The 16,097-nt window shown below is 50.4% G+C and carries 18 protein-coding genes, 1 tRNA gene and 1 pseudogene; 8 read left to right on the top strand and 12 right to left on the bottom strand.

Annotated features, from left to right (window positions below; all coding sequences use genetic code 11):
- Positions 1 to 177 (bottom strand): zinc-finger domain-containing protein, encoded by a 177-nt coding sequence (locus CBB62_10400; protein ID OUT40193.1) that lies wholly within the window; start codon positions 175 to 177, stop codon positions 1 to 3.
- A gap of 179 nt (positions 178 to 356) precedes the next feature.
- Here CBB62_10400 and CBB62_10395 point away from each other — a divergent pair, with 179 nt between their 5' ends.
- From CBB62_10395 to CBB62_10380, 4 genes are all read left to right on the top strand, one after another.
- The gene (locus tag CBB62_10395; protein OUT40192.1) at positions 357 to 1,310 is read left to right on the top strand and encodes a multidrug ABC transporter ATP-binding protein; all 954 of its coding nucleotides are present in this window, start codon (positions 357 to 359) and stop codon (positions 1,308 to 1,310) included.
- The gene (locus tag CBB62_10390) at positions 1,310 to 2,362 is read left to right on the top strand and encodes a hypothetical protein (protein ID OUT40191.1); all 1,053 of its coding nucleotides are present in this window, start codon (positions 1,310 to 1,312) and stop codon (positions 2,360 to 2,362) included. The genes CBB62_10395 and CBB62_10390 overlap by 1 nt, the downstream gene beginning before the upstream one ends.
- A 36-nt stretch (positions 2,363 to 2,398) precedes the next feature.
- Complete coding sequence (locus tag CBB62_10385) at positions 2,399 to 2,887, top strand: hypothetical protein (GenBank protein OUT40190.1); 489 nt, start codon at positions 2,399 to 2,401, stop codon at positions 2,885 to 2,887.
- Between the two features lie 91 nt (positions 2,888 to 2,978).
- Positions 2,979 to 3,055 (top strand) — tRNA-Arg (locus tag CBB62_10380).
- On the opposite strand, the pseudogene CBB62_10375 reads toward CBB62_10380, so the two are convergent.
- Together CBB62_10375 and CBB62_10370 are read right to left on the bottom strand one after the other, a co-directional pair.
- Positions 3,015 to 4,568: pseudogene (locus CBB62_10375) on the bottom strand (recombinase). The gene CBB62_10380 and the pseudogene CBB62_10375 sit on opposite strands and share 41 nt — an antisense overlap.
- Positions 4,569 to 4,570: 2 nt before the next feature.
- Entirely contained in the window at positions 4,571 to 4,828 is a 258-nt protein-coding gene (locus CBB62_10370; protein ID OUT40189.1) for a hypothetical protein, read from the bottom strand.
- Positions 4,829 to 5,044: 216 nt separating this feature from the next.
- Between CBB62_10370 and CBB62_10365 the strand changes: the two genes are divergently transcribed.
- Entirely contained in the window at positions 5,045 to 5,725 is a 681-nt protein-coding gene (locus tag CBB62_10365) for a hypothetical protein (protein ID OUT40188.1), read from the top strand.
- Positions 5,722 to 6,150 (top strand): hypothetical protein, encoded by a 429-nt coding sequence (locus CBB62_10360; protein OUT40187.1) that lies wholly within the window; start codon positions 5,722 to 5,724, stop codon positions 6,148 to 6,150. The genes CBB62_10365 and CBB62_10360 overlap by 4 nt, the downstream gene beginning before the upstream one ends.
- A 276-nt stretch (positions 6,151 to 6,426) precedes the next feature.
- On the opposite strand, the gene CBB62_10355 is transcribed toward CBB62_10360, so the two are convergent.
- The 3 genes from CBB62_10355 to CBB62_10345 form a co-directional block, all read right to left on the bottom strand.
- Complete coding sequence (locus CBB62_10355; GenBank protein ID OUT40186.1) at positions 6,427 to 7,350, bottom strand: hypothetical protein; 924 nt, start codon at positions 7,348 to 7,350, stop codon at positions 6,427 to 6,429.
- A 460-nt stretch (positions 7,351 to 7,810) separates the two neighbouring features.
- Complete coding sequence (locus tag CBB62_10350; GenBank protein OUT40185.1) at positions 7,811 to 8,203, bottom strand: hypothetical protein; 393 nt, start codon at positions 8,201 to 8,203, stop codon at positions 7,811 to 7,813.
- A 293-nt stretch (positions 8,204 to 8,496) separates the two neighbouring features.
- The gene (locus CBB62_10345; GenBank protein OUT40184.1) at positions 8,497 to 8,718 is read right to left on the bottom strand and encodes a hypothetical protein; all 222 of its coding nucleotides are present in this window, start codon (positions 8,716 to 8,718) and stop codon (positions 8,497 to 8,499) included.
- 180 nt (positions 8,719 to 8,898) lie between these two features.
- Between CBB62_10345 and CBB62_10340 the strand changes: the two genes are divergently transcribed.
- Positions 8,899 to 10,380, top strand: a complete 1,482-nt coding sequence (locus CBB62_10340; protein OUT40183.1) for a hypothetical protein — start codon at positions 8,899 to 8,901, stop codon at positions 10,378 to 10,380.
- A complete protein-coding gene (locus CBB62_10335) occupies positions 10,367 to 11,890 on the top strand; it encodes a hypothetical protein (GenBank protein ID OUT40182.1) in 1,524 nt (507 codons plus the stop codon). The genes CBB62_10340 and CBB62_10335 overlap by 14 nt, the downstream gene beginning before the upstream one ends.
- Before the next feature lie 163 nt (positions 11,891 to 12,053).
- Here CBB62_10335 and CBB62_10330 read toward each other — a convergent pair whose 3' ends face one another.
- From CBB62_10330 to CBB62_10305, 6 genes are all read right to left on the bottom strand, one after another.
- Positions 12,054 to 12,986: a hypothetical protein gene (locus tag CBB62_10330; protein ID OUT40181.1), complete on the bottom strand. Its 933-nt coding sequence runs from the start codon at positions 12,984 to 12,986 to the stop codon at positions 12,054 to 12,056.
- A 2-nt stretch (positions 12,987 to 12,988) separates the two neighbouring features.
- The gene (locus CBB62_10325) at positions 12,989 to 14,068 is read right to left on the bottom strand and encodes a hypothetical protein (GenBank protein OUT40180.1); all 1,080 of its coding nucleotides are present in this window, start codon (positions 14,066 to 14,068) and stop codon (positions 12,989 to 12,991) included.
- Between the two features lie 16 nt (positions 14,069 to 14,084).
- Positions 14,085 to 15,425, bottom strand: a complete 1,341-nt coding sequence (locus tag CBB62_10320; protein OUT40179.1) for a DNA (cytosine-5-)-methyltransferase — start codon at positions 15,423 to 15,425, stop codon at positions 14,085 to 14,087.
- Entirely contained in the window at positions 15,412 to 15,660 is a 249-nt protein-coding gene (locus tag CBB62_10315; protein ID OUT40178.1) for a hypothetical protein, read from the bottom strand. Before CBB62_10315 ends, CBB62_10320 begins: the two co-directional genes overlap by 14 nt.
- A gap of 107 nt (positions 15,661 to 15,767) precedes the next feature.
- On the bottom strand, positions 15,768 to 15,923 hold the full coding sequence (locus CBB62_10310; protein OUT40177.1) for a hypothetical protein: 156 nt from the start codon (positions 15,921 to 15,923) through the stop codon (positions 15,768 to 15,770).
- The coding region (locus CBB62_10305; GenBank protein ID OUT40176.1) for a hypothetical protein at positions 15,898 to 16,097 on the bottom strand (200 nt) is incomplete at its 5' end. The genes CBB62_10305 and CBB62_10310, both read right to left, overlap by 26 nt.

The following is a 16,097-nucleotide window of genomic DNA, read 5'->3' as shown; positions in this document are numbered from 1 at the left end:
TTAATGGCTGACCTTCGCGCCTTCTTTCAGAACATAGCGGCGACCGCAATAGGGGCAGTCGATCTGGCCAGCCCGCTCAATGGTCAGATAGACGCGCGGGTGGCCGAGGGGGCCATTCCCGCCATCACAGGCAATCTGGGCGGTATCAACTTCAACAATTTCAACGGGCTGGCGCATGTTTCAATCCGGTATGCAATCAGGATTAGGCAGGATGAGGCGAGAAACGCTTCGGACAATAAACTACCCAAAAGATCACAACGGGGGGTGTGATCGGGTTATGCTAGGCCTTATATAGCCTTAAACGACGGCGATAAAGCCCGAGCACACATCCATTCCTGTCATTGATTGATTTTATTATGAGCAAGTCATCCCCCGATTACGCCGTCGAGGTCAAAAACCTCGTCAAAACCTACCCTGCAGCGGGCAAGGCACCAGCGAAACAGGCACTGAAAGGCATTGACCTCGCGGTCGAGCGCGGCTCGATGTTTGCGCTTCTGGGACCAAATGGCGCGGGCAAATCGACCCTGATCAATATTCTGGCCGGGCTGGTGCGTCGCACTTCCGGTGAGTCTAAGGTCTGGGGTTATGACACCGAGACCGAGGCCCGCATGGCCCGTGCCGCCATCGGTGTGGTGCCGCAGGAACTGAACATGGACGCCTTTTTCACGCCGTCCGAGATGCTGGACCTGCAGGGCGGCCTCTACGGTGTGCCGAACCGGGAGCGCCGGACCAAAGAGCTGCTGGAGCTGGTTGGCCTCGCTGACAAGGCCGACACCTATGCCCGCAACCTGTCCGGCGGGATGCGACGCCGGTTGATGGTCGCCAAGGCTATGGTACATACGCCACCCGTGCTGGTGCTTGATGAGCCGACCGCCGGGGTTGATATCGAATTGCGCCAGATGTTGTGGGAGAATGTCCGCGAGTTGAACCGCAAGGGCGTAACCGTGGTGCTGACCACCCACTATCTCGAGGAAGCAGAAGAGCTCTGCGACACCATCGCCATCATCAATCATGGCGAAGTGGTGGCCTGTGAGCCGAAACGCAAGCTGCTCGGTCGGATCGACCAGAAGGAAGTGGTCATCACCCTCGACCGCGATCTCGACGCCGTGCCCGAAACATGCCGTCAGTTCGAGGATGTTACGCTTGAGGGCCGCGAACTGATCATCCGCTATCGCCGTTCCCACGCAACGGTCGGGTCGATCCTTGAGGCACTGGGTCAGTCCGGCATCGGCATTGCCGATATCACCACCCGTGAGGCCGATCTCGAGGATATCTTCCTTGAGCTGACCCGTCGCAAGGCTGCTGCCTGATGATCGGGGGGCGAGCGTTACGGACAGCCTTGCTGACGATCGCCCTTGGTGCCCTCACCACGCTCGGTGCCTGTGCGCCGGATTTTCGCCCCATGGGACCGGCAATCGGCCCAGCGCACCTGACCGATGATGCGATCATCACCGCCGACGGTGCCCGACTGCCACTGCATGTCTGGCCTGCCACCGGGGAGACCCGCGCGGTTATCCTCGCGCTTCACGGCTTTACCGATTACAGCAACGCCTTCGCCCTGCCGGCAAGTGCGTGGTCCACGGTCGGTATCACCACCTATGCCTATGATCAGCGCGGCTTCGGTGCCGCGGAGCCGCATCTGCGCTGGGCCGGGGCGGAAACCTACACCAATGACGCCCGTACCGCCCTGTCGGTGATCCGTCGTGCCCATCCCGATGTGCCGCTCTACCTGCTGGGTGAGAGCATGGGCGGGGCGGTGGCCATACTGGCGGTGACCGAGACCGAAACTGCCGGTGACATTGCCGATGGCATGATCCTGATTGCACCCGGCATGCTCGACCGCCCGGAACTGAGCGAGGCCGAACGCACCTTCCTCGATATCGGTGCCCATACCCTGCCATGGGCAATGAGCGGCAAACGCGGCATTACCGTCTGGCCGACCGACAATCTGGCACTGCTGAGACAAATGGCACAGGACCCGCTGATGCAGCGCGAGGTACGCTTCGACCAGATTTACGGTCTGCTGAACATGCTGGAAAAATCCACCCGGCGGATACGGCGGATCGACCTGCCGACACTGGCGCTGTTCGGGGGCAAGGACGAGATATTGCCGCCCGGTGCAGCCGATTATTTCGAGCAACAGACCATCGCCCAGATGGCCCGCGGCACCGTTCGGACCGAGCGGATACCCGGTGCCTATCACATGCTCTTGCGTGACAAGGACGCCACCAGCCGTCATGATCGTATCGGCGCCTGGGTTTTTGACCTGCCCCCGGTCAAGCACAATGCCACTATCGGTATGGATATGGATGCTGACGCAACCAATGCCGATACCGAACAGATGGCATTGCATCAGGATTGACCTGATACCGGACTGGAGGGGGAGGACTGCTGCATCATGGACCTGACGATCCGGCCGTTCCGCAATCAGGATGCGGAGGCCATATCGCTGCTGTACCGGGTTTCGGTTGAACAGCTCGGCAGCCGTTATTACGCCCCGGCACAGATTACGGCATGGGCATCCCTGACACCGGAGCCGCAACGGCTGGTCGAGCAGATGCGCGACGGTCGCCTGCGGCTGCTGGCCGTGGATGGTGGCGACCGGGTGCTGGGCTTTGCTGATCTGGAATATGGCGGCGACGGCTCGGGCCATCTGGACTATTTCTATATCCACCCCGATGCCGCCAAATGCGGCGTTGGCCGGGCGCTCTGTGCGGCGATCGAACAGGCCGCCAACAACGCCGGGTTGTCCCTGATCGATGCCGAGGCGAGCGAGGCGGCAAAGGCGTTTTTCATCCGTCAGGGCTATCAGGAGCGTCAGCGCCGCGATCTGATGCTCGGCGATGTGCCGATCCATAATTACGCCATGCGCAAGACCTTGATCTGACTGCGCAACAGACCGGAGATGATTTTCTGCACATGAAGCGGCAAGCGATGCTTGGCAATCCGCATCCACGTCGCTATGTTGCGCCCCATGCGCGCCCGTAGCTCAGCTGGATAGAGCGCTGCCCTCCGGAGGCAGAGGTCAGAGGTTCGAATCCTCTCGGGCGCGCCATCTTGTTTTCACCCTCGTCAGTTTCGCTCAACACCTTGAATGGCAAGGTCAGAGCGGCGGTTCGAAACCCTTCGTTCCTGACATAGGCCAGCTTGTCGGCAAATGTCAGTTTGAGCACCGCACGCTTGTCTTCAATTCGGTCGGAATCCCATAGCCTGTGCGGGTTTGACAGGAACTCGATAGCGGTTCGAAATGTTTCGTCAAAGTCCCATTTGGGTTTGCCGTTTTCAGTGATTTTTTCTTTCAGCTCAATTTGCCGCTTCTCAAGATCGGTAACGCGCTTTTCATAGGCGCTGATCAGCGTATCGCTGCTGGCATCGACAATGCGGTCCAGCAGTTGAGAAACCTGCTTATCGAGCTTCTTCAACTCATCCTTCATCATGCGCACCAGAGCCGTTGATTGGCTCAGGCGGCGCTCCCACAAATCCTTGAACATATCAAAGACCAGATGACATAGCCCCTCAGCCGGTTGTGCCTGATCCAGAAGCGCCTCAAAGGCGGTTTCCAGCTCATCCTTGCGGATCGACTTCCGATTGCTGACACAGCCCCTCTCAAAGCACATGTAATAGGCATAGCGCTGTGATCGGCCCTTGGACCAGGCACCGGATAAGGGTTTGCCGCAATCGCCACAGGTCACAAAGCCCCGCAGCGGAAAATCCGCATGAAGATTGGTTTTAGCGGGCACTTTGGGCGTGTCGGTCAGGCGCTCTTGTATCTTCTGGTAGCATTCAAAGCTCACCAGTGGCTCGTGATGGCCCTTGCGCAGCTTTACATCCCACTTCGGCACTTCGATATACCCGGCATAGATCGGACGCCTTAGAAGATCACGCACCCGCTCGTAGCGTATCTCGCCATTGGGCAGGTCTTTTGGATAGTAAGGCTGGCTTTCCAGAAAGCGTTTTACCTCGGCCTGGGTCTGGAACCGACCGGAGGCATAGCCTTCAAGCGCTTCTGTGATGATAGAGGCGACAGGCTCATTGCGGATGAGCAGTTTGCCGTGCCCGGTCACCCGCTCATAGCGATAGCCAATCGGTGCCTGAAATACCCAATAACCATTCATCACCCGACCGCGCATACGGTTCTTGGTTTGCTCGCCATTCTTCTGCCGCTGGTGCTGTGACACGCTGGCCAACAGGTTCTCAACCAGAATGGAATCTGAATCCTCACCAAACTCCACTGAGGGAGATTCTAATACCCCTCCGGCTTTGCCGATGGCGGCCCGAAGCTGCAAATGCGCTTCGATACCCCGCGCCAGACGGCTGATGTCGTCGATGATGACGATATGCGGGTCTTTGCGCTGGCGGCGCAGATGACCGAGCATGGCCTGCATCCCAGGCCGGTCAATCAACCCGCCTGAAACATCATCCTGATAAACCTCGATAACCTCATAGCCCTTATAGTTGGCATATTCCCGGCAGCGGGTTTCTTGTGAAGCGAGACCATTCCCACGTGTCGTCTGCTTCACATTGGACACGCGGCAATAGATCACCGCCTTGGTTTTGGATTGATCCATGCTCATAGTGTTGGTCCTTTCTGGCCGTCCACCAGTGGCGTGGCCTGCTTATTGTTTTTATCGTGAGCACCATGGAAGGCTTCGCGCAAGGCCGGGAACAGCTTTTGCGTGTCCAGCGATTGTTGAGGATCGGCCTCAAAGCTGCGATCCACGACCGTTTCTACCACCGCCCAGATGGTCGCCAGCAATTCCAGTTGCTGATCTTTGGTCAGATCGAAGCGCTGCACATGGTGTAAATACTTTTCCAGATTAATATTCATGATACAAGCCCCATTATTTAAATATAACAATCAATATACATAATACTTTAGCATACAATCGTAAGTTGTGCATGTGTGCGATGTGCTGCTGCGCAGTAAATTGCGCGTTTGTATTCATGATTGTCTCCGATCATTGCTTGTTGCGTTTGACCCCAGAATGACCGAAGCTGCTGCTCTGTAGTACCGCCTGCGGCGTAAAGTTACGGAATATTCCAAATGGATGGCGACATCGGGTTTGATCCCACCAGTCTTGGGCTGGATAGGCATTACACGCCGGAGCAGCGTCAGCTCATCCGGCGCATGATGCTGGAGGATTGGCAGGTGATGGCGGTGAAACTGCCCACCTATATGAAGCTCGTGGCCCGCTCGATTGCCGGAACTGGAGTGCCAGAGGAATGGCTCTCCAAGCTGATCCATCAGACCGCAGATAAGATGCTCAAGGGGACGAGCACGCCACGCTATGAGTTCTGGGCCTGCTTGCATCTCTATATTCGCCGCAAATACGGCGATAACGGTATCAGCAGCCAAACGCCTACGGATGATATGTTATTGGGGGAAGCTCTGGCACAGTTTGGAGCCACGCTGGATGAGGCAGAAGTGCTGGATGGGATATTCACGGTGGATGGCGATGAGAATACGGCCATCTCATTCCAGCCCAAGCCAGGCTATGCCCGGATCACGCAGCTTATCCGCGTTATCAATGAAGGGCCATTTGCCGAGGATCGCTGGGCGGTGTCGCATGGCGTAGCCATTAGCCAGGGGCAGCGGCTCTTTGGAATACTGAGGGCCGTGAAGGATCGGTCGCTATCATCAACCACGCTAGAGCGCTCGCAACTCACGGAGGTGATGAGCGATGACCACAAGCAGCGCCTAACACGGGAGATCGTAAGCCTATGACCGATCAACCCGAAGACGATCCGCTCAAAGCGCTGAAAGACTATGTCGCCAAGCTGCCTCAAGCAGAGCAGGACAAGGCGCTCGATGATCCACATGAGTTATTCGAGATGATTGAGCGGGGCGATGCTGTTGGGGTGTTTATAGCGGTGAAGAATGGCGCTGATGTTGAGATTACCGATAAAAACGGTATGACCCCGCTCCATCACGCCGCCGCAAACGATATGCCACTGATAGCAGAAGCTCTAAACCAAGAATCCAATCAAGCCATGTGGATAAAGGATAAGTTTGGCCGTTTACCTGATGAGATAGCCCCACTCGTACCTAGAGCATTGATTATATCTCAAATAGCAAGATCAACACGAAACAAGCCACGAATTATTGATAATCAGTTAACAGAACAAATTGAGAACGGGCGATCCAGGTAAATTGCTTATCGGTTGATTTTATGATTGTCTACTCTCGGGCTAGCGAATTTCCTTCATCAATATGTGCGCATCTTGACATAGGGGGATGCAACATGTAGTATATTGTTGCAATTTTAACTAATTTAATTGTATAGATTTAACTTGAAAATTTTTGTAGAAAGATAATGTAATGACAATTCGAAACATATTCATGGGGATTACGATGAGTACGAAAAATGTTCAAACGCTGCTGAAGCCGGAACGGGGTGATGGAGACAGGCCGCCTGCACCACTTTTCTAAAGCGAGCCTAAGCGCTTTGAATTAAAATGCTCAGCTTTAACCTCCATCGAAAAAGATTCCGGTGGAGGTTTTAGTTTTCTAGATGGCTTCAATCCTTTAGCTAGATCTTGAAGGGTTTTTATACCGAACTCAGTCATTTCGTTGTGGCTGCAATGCTTGCCTAAATATGCGCAAACGAAGCCAATAGTCTCAGCATGATTGTACCATTTAAAATTGTATTGTGGCGTCATTATTTTAGTCTTGGAAAGCGTCTCATATATGTTTTTGCAGTCTCTGAATATCTCATCTATCTCATTCTTAGATAACTCTTTGTTGTTTATTAATACCCCTGATGCGTAAGCATAAAATTTAGCATTATAAAGCCTGATGCATACGACAAGTGCTTCAGCATCTTTGCCCGAAAATATTGAGTCTATTGGTTGGTGGCGATTCAAGAACTCCAAGCCATGCTTTGCGATGTTATGGGCATTCCGAATAGAGGCGTTTGCTTTGTCTATTTCATGTTTATTTAGAGATTTTCCTTCTAGGCTTTTTTTGACGTACTCATAATATTCTTCGTACCAAATATAAGATAGAAGATTAAATGCCCATGCCTGAACAATTGAAGATTCCTTATGGACAATTTCTGATATATCCTTTTCTAGTCTTGAAATTATCAGCCTGTAAACGCCGACACCGAAAATGGAAATAAGAATTGCTATAATAGCTACGTTTGTAGTTAGGAGGCTTACAAATATGGTGAAATATCTTTCGCTTAATGACGTGTTTTTTTCTGATAGATTTAATCTTTCGTCTATTATTTGCTTTGATAGCGCCTCTATTTTTTCTTGTTTTTCTATTATCTGTTCGGAAGCAGCTGTAAAATCAGGTTGTTGCGGAGGTTTCGCCGAAGCGTGAGGCTTTTGCGTCGGCAACGGCATCGTTGCTATCGGATTATTTACACTCGGCTGACCTTTGGAAGCGCTAACGAAAGAGATCTGTAGCAGCAAGACAATTGCCAATGTAAGCAGGCTCTTCGCGGCTTTTGAATGAGGTGACATTCACAGAAGTCCTTTTTGGGATTCAAATTTATCTAAAGACAATCTTAATCTACACTGCAAAAAGATCATGGATTAAAATTTCAGTATATGGTTCGTATTTGGAAGTTTTTGGCTTGAACATTTAGCCAAGATCCATGCGCTACCACGTGGTTAAAGGGGTTAGCCAGCGCAGCGTCAATCGGTGCCCGCTCCATTCGTCTTATAAATAAGTCTCCCGTGTTACCCGCTTCGCTGGATTGGCTTGCACCTTGGCCGCGCGGTCTAACTGTATTGAAATTGTGCCGTTTAGCGGCGAGAATAAGTCGAGCAAATGGTCAGTGTAGCGCTATCTGTTTTTGCATCACTCTTTGACAGTGAGAACAAATCGGGTTGGCGCATTGCAGAGCTCCTCATCACTGTAAATGCTACTGTATAACTCAGGTTCTGACGTCAGTGAGTCATGTTCTTGCACAATGCCTCTAAGGGCCTCAATGGGAACACTGAAATTGTATTCGATCATGCTTTCCTCTGCTTCTCCCCGTTTTGCAAAATCGAAGTCAATTATGTGAAAGTTCCCGTGATGACCACGGTTGTTCGATATATAGCCCTTGAGTTCGATTTCTTGAGAACGCAAGCCGCCATAGAAAGCGTAAATCAGCTCGACGGGGTCAACTGCATTCGACATCTTTTTCCATGCTTTGATGCACTCTTTTTCATCCCATTTATCCCAGTCAATCAGGTGGCGCTTTGCCATGCGTCATTCTCCTCAGCATAGATAGATAATTAAGAGTATAACTTTATGTAGTGCCATGTTCCTATTTTATTTGTTTGGCATGCCGCCCATACAGCCAAGATCCATGCGCTACCGCGCGGCTAAGGGTGTTCGCTAACGCCGCGTCAATCGGTGCCCGCTCCTTTCGCCTTACACGTAAGTCTCCCGTGTTACCCGCTTCGCTGGATTGACCCGCACCCTGGGCGCGCGGTCTGGGTTGCGCATCGGCTGGATGGTCTAGCCGAAACAATTCAGAAAAAGGAGACAAACCAATGTCACAAGAAACTCAATCTCAAAAGCCACTTTACCGCGTCAGCTTTTCTCGCATCACGGGCCAAGACGATAACGGTCAAGACGTCCTCAGCCGCCCCGTCGAAATCGGTGCAGCCTGGAAACGCAAAGGCGATAAGCAAGGCGCTGTCGTAAATCTCGACATCGTCCCGACTGAGCTCATCGACCGCAAAGGCGTCCTCTTCCTGGTTCCGCTCAGCGATCAACCAGCAAGCGCCTAAGGCTCAATCATCAAAGAAGCCCGCTTCATTCCGAAGCGGGCTTGTTGCGCTAGAGGGATATTGATTCACAGATCTCTTTCAATAATTTCCTTAAGTAGCAAAGTTATCTGTAGCCGAGATGCCTGGATTTAGTATTCTGATGCATATACGCAGTCAGGCAGATAAATTGAGGGACCTTTGTTGGCCAACAGAGACAAGATATTCATTAGCCACGCCACACCCAGTGATAATAACTTTGCAATTTGGTTGTCTGCACGCCTTTCAATGTCTGGTTATGATGTTTGGTGCGATACAAGCAAACTGTTGGGTGGTGAAGACTTTTGGCAGGAGATTGAAAAGACTCTTAGAGATGAGGCCGCCAAATTCCTTATCGTCATATCTGGTAATGCATATTCAGATGCAAACGTCCTACGCGATGGCATTCGCAAAGAATTAGCCTTAGCTGAGGTCGTTAAAAAGAAACTCGATGATCCGTACTTCATTGTTCCCATACGCCTTGACGGTACGAGCTATGGTGACTTTGCCGTAGAGCTCATTCGTATAAATGGGGTTGATTGCAGCTCAAACTGGGCCGCAGGTTTTTCTCAGATACTTGAGCTGTTTGAACGCGACAGTGTCCCCAAAATTAATTCAGGATCACCCAGCCTTAAAAATTGGCGCGATATTCATATGCGTCACACAAGTGCGATTTCAGAGCAGTCGGAGGTACTTCAGTCTAACTGGCTGCCAATCACCCAAATGCCAGAAACTCTGTATTTTTTTGAAAGGCCCGGAGCTAGATGGTCAGCAGAGCCTCGTGTTATCGCCTCTCAATCAAAACTGCCGACATTTGCGCATGGACAGCTACTAGCTGGTTTTGCCCCTCACAACGAAATGCAGGAGGCAGTTGGAGAGGAGTTTCCAATAAAAGACCGCGGTACTCTACCTCTTAAACAGTATCTTAGGGGTAATACTGGCGACATTCTCGGAATTGCTCCTCGTGATGCGCAAAATCAGGTGAGCTCGCTCATCCGCCAGGCTTGGGATGTTCGAATGGAGCAACTTGGCCTCAACCCGTATCCATTAGCCAATGGTCAACTTGCATGGTGGTTTCCGCTCGACTTACCAGAAAACGGAAAGCTTCTTTTTACAGATTTCAATGGTAAACTACGCAAGCGGGCCGCGACGGGCATAAAGGGGCAAAAAGAATTGCCCTCTGGCAAGACTGTGCCTCGCAACCATTGGCATTTAGGCTTTACAGCGCAGCCAATGCTCGGTGAAGAGAACATTTTAAAGCTTAGATCACGAATTGTTATCTCAGAGGATGGCAGAACGCCAATCGCTGACAAGACGCGGCTTAATGGATTACGACGCTCCCTAACAAAAATGTGGTTCAACGAAAAATGGCGTGGATTAACGCTTGGTTTCGCAAATTTTGTAGCTGATGGCAGCGATGAGATTTCTCTGCCTAGTTCCAAACTAAATAGCATTGTTATTTCTGCTCAACCGCTATCGTTCCAGTTAGATCGCGGCATTGCTAGTGATCCAGTGGATGAAAATTTGTCCGATGAGCTCGCTGACGCTTATGATCAAGAAGAAGAAAGCTTGCGGCTGAACGATCCCGTCTTCTCTTCCCTGATTAATCATGAGGAGCATGACGATGAGTGAACGAAAGCTTATACTTCTGCCGGAGCCTCAGCTGCAATTTGCCCACTCACAGCTAGAAGAGCACCCAAAAGACGGGCTTTTTCTCTACGGTCCCGCGGACAAAAATAATAACCTAGAAACACTTAAGATAGGCATGATTGGCCCGGCTCATTTGCTAGATCTATTGGATGATTTCGGCAAGCTCGTCACAGGCTATATACCGCCCTACGATGAGAATAGGGCCCATCACACGGCTTTTCCAGGGCTAGAAGCAGCGTTTGGTTTGCGATGGCCAAATCCTGCCACTGCCAGACTGAGCGTATCTAGTAAAGAGCTAGAGAGGGCTATCCGTCTTCATAATAGGCATGAGGCCATTAAGAGAGCTGTTGATATTTATGCTGACAAAATTCAGTCGTACTTGAAGGAAGAAGCAGATGTGACACCGGAGTTTTGGTTTGTCGTTATCCCAGATGATGTCTTCCAGTGGGGGCGGCCAACCAAGATGCCACCCTCTGCGGAACGCGTGAAAGGTGAAGCGACGCTAAAACCAAGGACTGCAAAGGGCTTGCTCAAATCACCATCTTTGTTCGAAGAGGATAACAAAGAGGCAGAGCTTCAGCTCTATGATCTGAACTTTCACAATCAGCTAAAAGCCAGATTGCTAAACATTACCCCAGTACAAATAATCAGGGAACGGACACTGCACGGGATCTTGGCTCCGCGTGAAGAACAGTACAAACATAAAGTTCAAGATCCTGCTACGATTGCGTGGAATCTCTGCACAACATCTTACTATAAGTCTTTTGGACCACCTTGGCGCCTAAAGGATATTCGTCCGGGCGTGTGTTATGTAGGTCTCGTTTTCAAGAAAGACCCCTCTGATCCTGACAAAAGAAACGCGTGTTGTGGAGCACAGCTCTTTCTTCGTTCGGGTGAAGGTCTCGTCTTTCGTGGTGCCGTCGGTGAGTGGTACTCGGAGAGGCTAAGGCAATTCCATTTATCACGCGAAAAGGCCGCTGAGTTAATGCAACTCGTTTGTGCGGCTTATGAACAAAAGCATGGCAAGCCTCCAGATGAAATTTTCATTCACGGACGATCCCGATTTGGGAAAGCAGAATGGGCAGGCTTCCAAGAAGGTTGCTCACAAGGCACCAATGTTGTTGGCATTAGAATACGTCCAACAGATGATCTAAAGCTGTTTCGTCAAGCTAAGAAGCCTGTCATACGAGGCACCTGCCTTATAAGACATAAACGGCTCGCATATCTTTGGACTAAGGGGTACGTGCCTCGCTTTGACACCTATCCAGGATTTGAAACTCCAAATCCAATCGCAGTTCATGTTGATTGGGGCGAGGCAGATATAGAAACAGTTGCAGCGGATATATTGGCTCTTACCAAAGTCAACTTCAACGGGTGTAACTTTGCGGACGGCTTACCGGTAACACTTAAATTTGCCGATGCAATCGGTGAAATACTGACTGCTGCTCCAAGTATTGCTGGTGCTCCCCTGCCTTTTAAATTCTATATTTAGTAAAAGCTTGGTACTGCTGAAGCCAATGTCTCAAAACGTCTATAAATGAGACGCAAGATGTGCGTGGTAGTACCACGCCTCTTGGCAAGGGGACCCGCTGCGCGTCCCCGTTGCATCCCCTCCGGCTATGGCGGCTAAGGTTAGAGAAATTGCCCTAAAAGGCCTAAATTGTTGGAATATCCTGCGCACGTTGATGGACCCAGGCAATAACGTCCTGTTTCAAAGGATCGGAAAGCAAAATGTTGTTGTCGTAGGTGGCGTGCAAAAGGCGTATGCGATCAAACACCGTGATCTGACCACTAAGGCCAGCGTGCCTCATCTCTTCCGTGCTGATCACAAATGGAGCGACAATACCCGTGCTGGGCTGAACAGCTGCATCCAGATACTTCATCCAAGAGATAGCACAGGGCGTATGTATCTTATTTCTCCAATTCGTCCCGCTTGCACACTGCAAAAAATACGTGGGTGTTGCTTCTCTGGAATCAGCGAACTCTCGGTAGCAAACTAGGTCCAAGCCTCCGTCCTTCGTAGCATCTGAAGTCCAGTCGTCTAACCGAAGACTTCCGAGGGTGTTAAGGCGCTCACACAGATCGGTAACGATCAGGTCAATGCTTACGGCATTATCTGGCGACCAACCCGCTCTTACAGTGGTCCAACCAGGCAGCAAGCCGGGGCAAATTTCCTCCGCAACCCTCTCGAACAAATCGCCTTGCACCGAAAAATCTTGATGTTTCTCAGACCATTCTGGATAGAGTTGAAGAATTGATAGCATCACCAAGAAGGCACGAATTGGGTCTTCCCTCCAATCAGCGGCAAAGGTTAAACGGTTTGCGGAGATTGTAAGATTCGGAGAGATTCCTCCCCATGACTGTCGCAATCTGATTTCAGCCCAACCGAGATCTGCAATTTCATTAGCCAAGTCTTGTGCACCGCCATCACAAATCTGTTCTTCAATTAGAACATCAACCACATCGCTCTTTGATATCTCAGTTTCGCCGAAAAGCAGTGATGCCTCGAGCCAGTCGGCAAGAGTGACAATCCTTACGTTGTTCACGTTTACGGATCGTGAAAAGTTCTTCTTTGGTATCTCAAGCATCACTACAGTTCGAAGATTCTGTTGATTTGCGACATGTTAGCCGAGAGCCTTTGTACTATCCGGATCAGTCTTTCATCATCAGCATAGTGATGGATTGACGATAGCGCTTCCTCTACGTTGTAGGCAGCTGTTGACATCAATTCGTACAACTCTTCCTGATCTCCACCTGCAATCACAAAAGCTTTTTCTAAGCTAGGCCTCTTTACCGTACGAAGATAATCTAACCCCTCGGCGCTGGCTAAAACCTTTGCGAATTTGTCTACCTGCCGAGAGTCTGTGACAACGGCTGCGTTCTCCTCGTCGCCAAACAACCATCTTGAATACTCTTTCAAATTTTGTTCGCAGTCTGTTGAAATTACCGGCTTTACTTGATCCGGAGGAACCTCAAACTTCTCTTCGACACCCAGGAATTTACGGACGTCCTTGCGGGCCAAGGAGAGAAACAACACGCTAAACTTGTCCTCTACTTTGCTAACGTCCAATCCCTCTGTGTCCTCCATCTGTATTAGGATTGAGTAAGCGATGTAGTTTCTCTGGACGGTAGTGGTTTTGCTGCCAATTTGACGCATCACATCGTAGTATCTCAGCCCTTTTTCATCAATTAACTTGGCAATGAATTGTGCTTTTTCTGCGGGAGCCCATTCCTTAATGCCAGTTACGTGGCGGAAGCCTAGGAAGGCATCTACCTCGCTTCGGTTATCGAGGCGGATGAAGGGAACCTCCAAAAACAGTTCTTTTGGTTCTTCAACACTGGCGATGATCTCCTGCCATTTTTTGGAAGTATCATCGCCATCAAAAGTCTTTTTGAGCCGCATCAACGCTGCAATACGACGATTTCCCTCTATTACAACGAGGCGATCCTCTCCGTGAACTTTCTCTTGAACACACAAAACGGCTTCATGTGCCCAAAATCCGCTTTCCAAGAATGACGTGGCCAACTCCTCAAGCGACCAATCACCCATAAGATTGAGTATCTCGTCCGGAGTCAGATTTTTGCGGAGCGCCGACCTTCCAAGTCTAGGATTGTGCGGATCAAGTGCAATCTGATCTAGGGTGGCGTATTCGATTTTTCGTTGTTTCATGCTGATTTCCTTAGGCCTATCCAGCTATCAGACTGGCACGATCAAGCTTGCATCGGTCGTTTGTTTCGGATGTTTCTAAGGTCGCCGCGATTAGATGCTCCGCAACAGCAGCGACAACATCAACATTCACGGCGTTTCCCAACGCTCTGTAGGCTAAGGTTTTGCTTTCAGGCAATTGTTTGAGCGCATCCATGCTTTGAAGCCGAGCACACTCCCGCATTGTCATGTAACGCTTCTCCCAAGGGATGACTGGCACCTGACTTGTCGTAAGTGCCACTAACGATGGTGCGCTAGCCGGGTTCTTCACTCGAATGCCAGATGCTCTAAACTGCACGACTTTATCCCAAAGAGTTCTGCTTCCATCTTGCCAGTTCCACTCAAACTTTTGAAAGCTTGGCGCAAACTCCCGCACCCTTGGCAACCAATTCCTCAGGTATTGCTTATTTTGCTGAAAAAACTCCCGATTCTGTTGAATAAATCGTATCTTCCATCTTGGAAAATTAGCGCAATCTGTTCGAGCGTAGGCCGGAAGCGAGGCAAGCTGTTGATCTTTGCTCATTTTTGCGAGGCTCTGTCCAAAACTGCCTTTGAATCGAGCCAGATATGCTTTTTGATAGGATTTGGGTGAACGCTGTTCAAACGGATAGGTAGCGCCAAATTCCATAGCCCAAATCGGAAATGAGGGCATCTTTGTTGATTTCGGTATGAGATGAAGAAACTCTTCCCATACTTCCAGATATGCCAAATAGTCATTCGTTAAAAGGTCAGCATTATTTGGCCTTTCGTCCAACACAGAAGAAAGGTGCATTGGCGATGCATTTCGTTCGCATTTCGGCCAGTTGAACTTGGATAAGTCACTAGCAGCAACAATTAAGGCTCTTGGCCGGATCTGGGGGATACCAAATTGGTGTGGCGATAGCTCTGTTGCCGCTACGTCGTAACCCCGTCCTTTTAGGCTGCTTTTGATCCTTTCCCACGTCTTGCCGCCGTTGTGGCGCATAATGTTTGGAACATTTTCAAAAATCAAAAGTCGAGGTGAGTGACGGTCCACAACTTTGAGCATGTAGTCGAACAGATCGCCGGAATCTGCGCATTCAAACCCTTTCTGCGAACCCGCTTTTGAGAACGGCTGACAGGGGAAGCCAGCGCAAAGAATATCGTGTTCAGGAACATCTTTCCAAGCAAACCTAATGTCAGATGCCGGTCGCATACCATGGTTAATCTGGTATAGATCCTGCAAGTCTTGGTTGATTTCGCTAGCGAAAACGCATTCACATCCCAGGCCAGTCAAAGCGAGATGAAATCCGCCTAAGCCACTGAAAAGATCAACAAACTTTAGCCCATTACTTCCGGTCATTGATGCGTACCCCTGGGCCATCTTGGTTGGGATCAAGGAATGTTGCACCCAAGTCTTCAAGTGCGGTCTGAATATCCTTGAGTGTCCTGTCGTAAGAAGCGCGCTTTCCCGCTTCAAAGTCAGCTAAAGTTGCCACCGATACGCCTGATAACTCGGCCAACTTTGTCCGCGATAGGTTGGCCCCCGCTCTCGCCATCTTACATTGGGTTGGGGTGAGCGTCATTGCGTTATCCATTTTATCTACTCTAGCGTGATGTGAGTACTTTTAACTGATGTTGGCTAATTTGCAATAGCCGAGTATGGCTTGCCTGTAGGGCATTTTCGTGTTGGTGATGGTTTTTGCTATAAAACAATAAGCGTGGCACCCTCTTCGAGAGCATCAAGGAAATCGTTCAGCCCCCTCCGGTCCCTGATGGCACCAGTGCTCCCATGATCGCCATGAATTTGATCACAACCATATTGATTCAATGCATCAATTTGGCGCTTCCATTTGGTCATGATCTGTCACCCTGACATAGTCAATCTTCATACGAAAAATATGAATCACCTTCATTGAAGACTTAATTGTGAGGGCCTTAGGGCTGCCGCCCTCAGCGCACTTCACGCAGAAATAGACGGTCTCCCGAGGCTCGGGGCGTAGCCCTGCGCCCGCCGTCGATTTCTCGTGCCGTT

It is taken from the genome of Micavibrio sp. TMED2 (assembly GCA_002168225.1).
Taxonomy (GTDB): domain Bacteria; phylum Pseudomonadota; class Alphaproteobacteria; order TMED2; family TMED2; genus TMED2.
This window is presented reverse-complemented; position numbering and strand designations above follow the sequence as displayed.

Bases quoted from the DNA above. Each gene is read 5' to 3' on its own strand.
- CBB62_10395 (OUT40192.1), top strand. From the start codon at position 357: ATGAGCAAGTCATCCCCCGATTACGCCGTCGAGGTCAAAAACCTCGTC.
- CBB62_10385 (OUT40190.1), top strand. From the start codon at position 2,399: ATGGACCTGACGATCCGGCCGTTCCGCAATCAGGATGCGGAGGCCATA.
- CBB62_10400 (OUT40193.1), bottom strand. From the start codon at position 177: ATGCGCCAGCCCGTTGAAATTGTTGAAGTTGATACCGCCCAGATTGCC.
- CBB62_10325 (OUT40180.1), bottom strand. From the start codon at position 14,068: ATGAAACAACGAAAAATCGAATACGCCACCCTAGATCAGATTGCACTT.
- CBB62_10390 (OUT40191.1), top strand. From the start codon at position 1,310: ATGATCGGGGGGCGAGCGTTACGGACAGCCTTGCTGACGATCGCCCTT.
- CBB62_10330 (OUT40181.1), bottom strand. From the start codon at position 12,986: ATGCTTGAGATACCAAAGAAGAACTTTTCACGATCCGTAAACGTGAAC.
- CBB62_10370 (OUT40189.1), bottom strand. From the start codon at position 4,828: ATGAATATTAATCTGGAAAAGTATTTACACCATGTGCAGCGCTTCGAT.
- CBB62_10315 (OUT40178.1), bottom strand. From the start codon at position 15,660: ATGGATAACGCAATGACGCTCACCCCAACCCAATGTAAGATGGCGAGA.
- CBB62_10365 (OUT40188.1), top strand. From the start codon at position 5,045: ATGGATGGCGACATCGGGTTTGATCCCACCAGTCTTGGGCTGGATAGG.
- CBB62_10310 (OUT40177.1), bottom strand. From the start codon at position 15,923: ATGACCAAATGGAAGCGCCAAATTGATGCATTGAATCAATATGGTTGT.
- CBB62_10350 (OUT40185.1), bottom strand. From the start codon at position 8,203: ATGGCAAAGCGCCACCTGATTGACTGGGATAAATGGGATGAAAAAGAG.
- CBB62_10355 (OUT40186.1), bottom strand. From the start codon at position 7,350: ATGCCGTTGCCGACGCAAAAGCCTCACGCTTCGGCGAAACCTCCGCAA.
- CBB62_10360 (OUT40187.1), top strand. From the start codon at position 5,722: ATGACCGATCAACCCGAAGACGATCCGCTCAAAGCGCTGAAAGACTAT.
- CBB62_10320 (OUT40179.1), bottom strand. From the start codon at position 15,425: ATGACCGGAAGTAATGGGCTAAAGTTTGTTGATCTTTTCAGTGGCTTA.
- CBB62_10335 (OUT40182.1), top strand. From the start codon at position 10,367: ATGACGATGAGTGAACGAAAGCTTATACTTCTGCCGGAGCCTCAGCTG.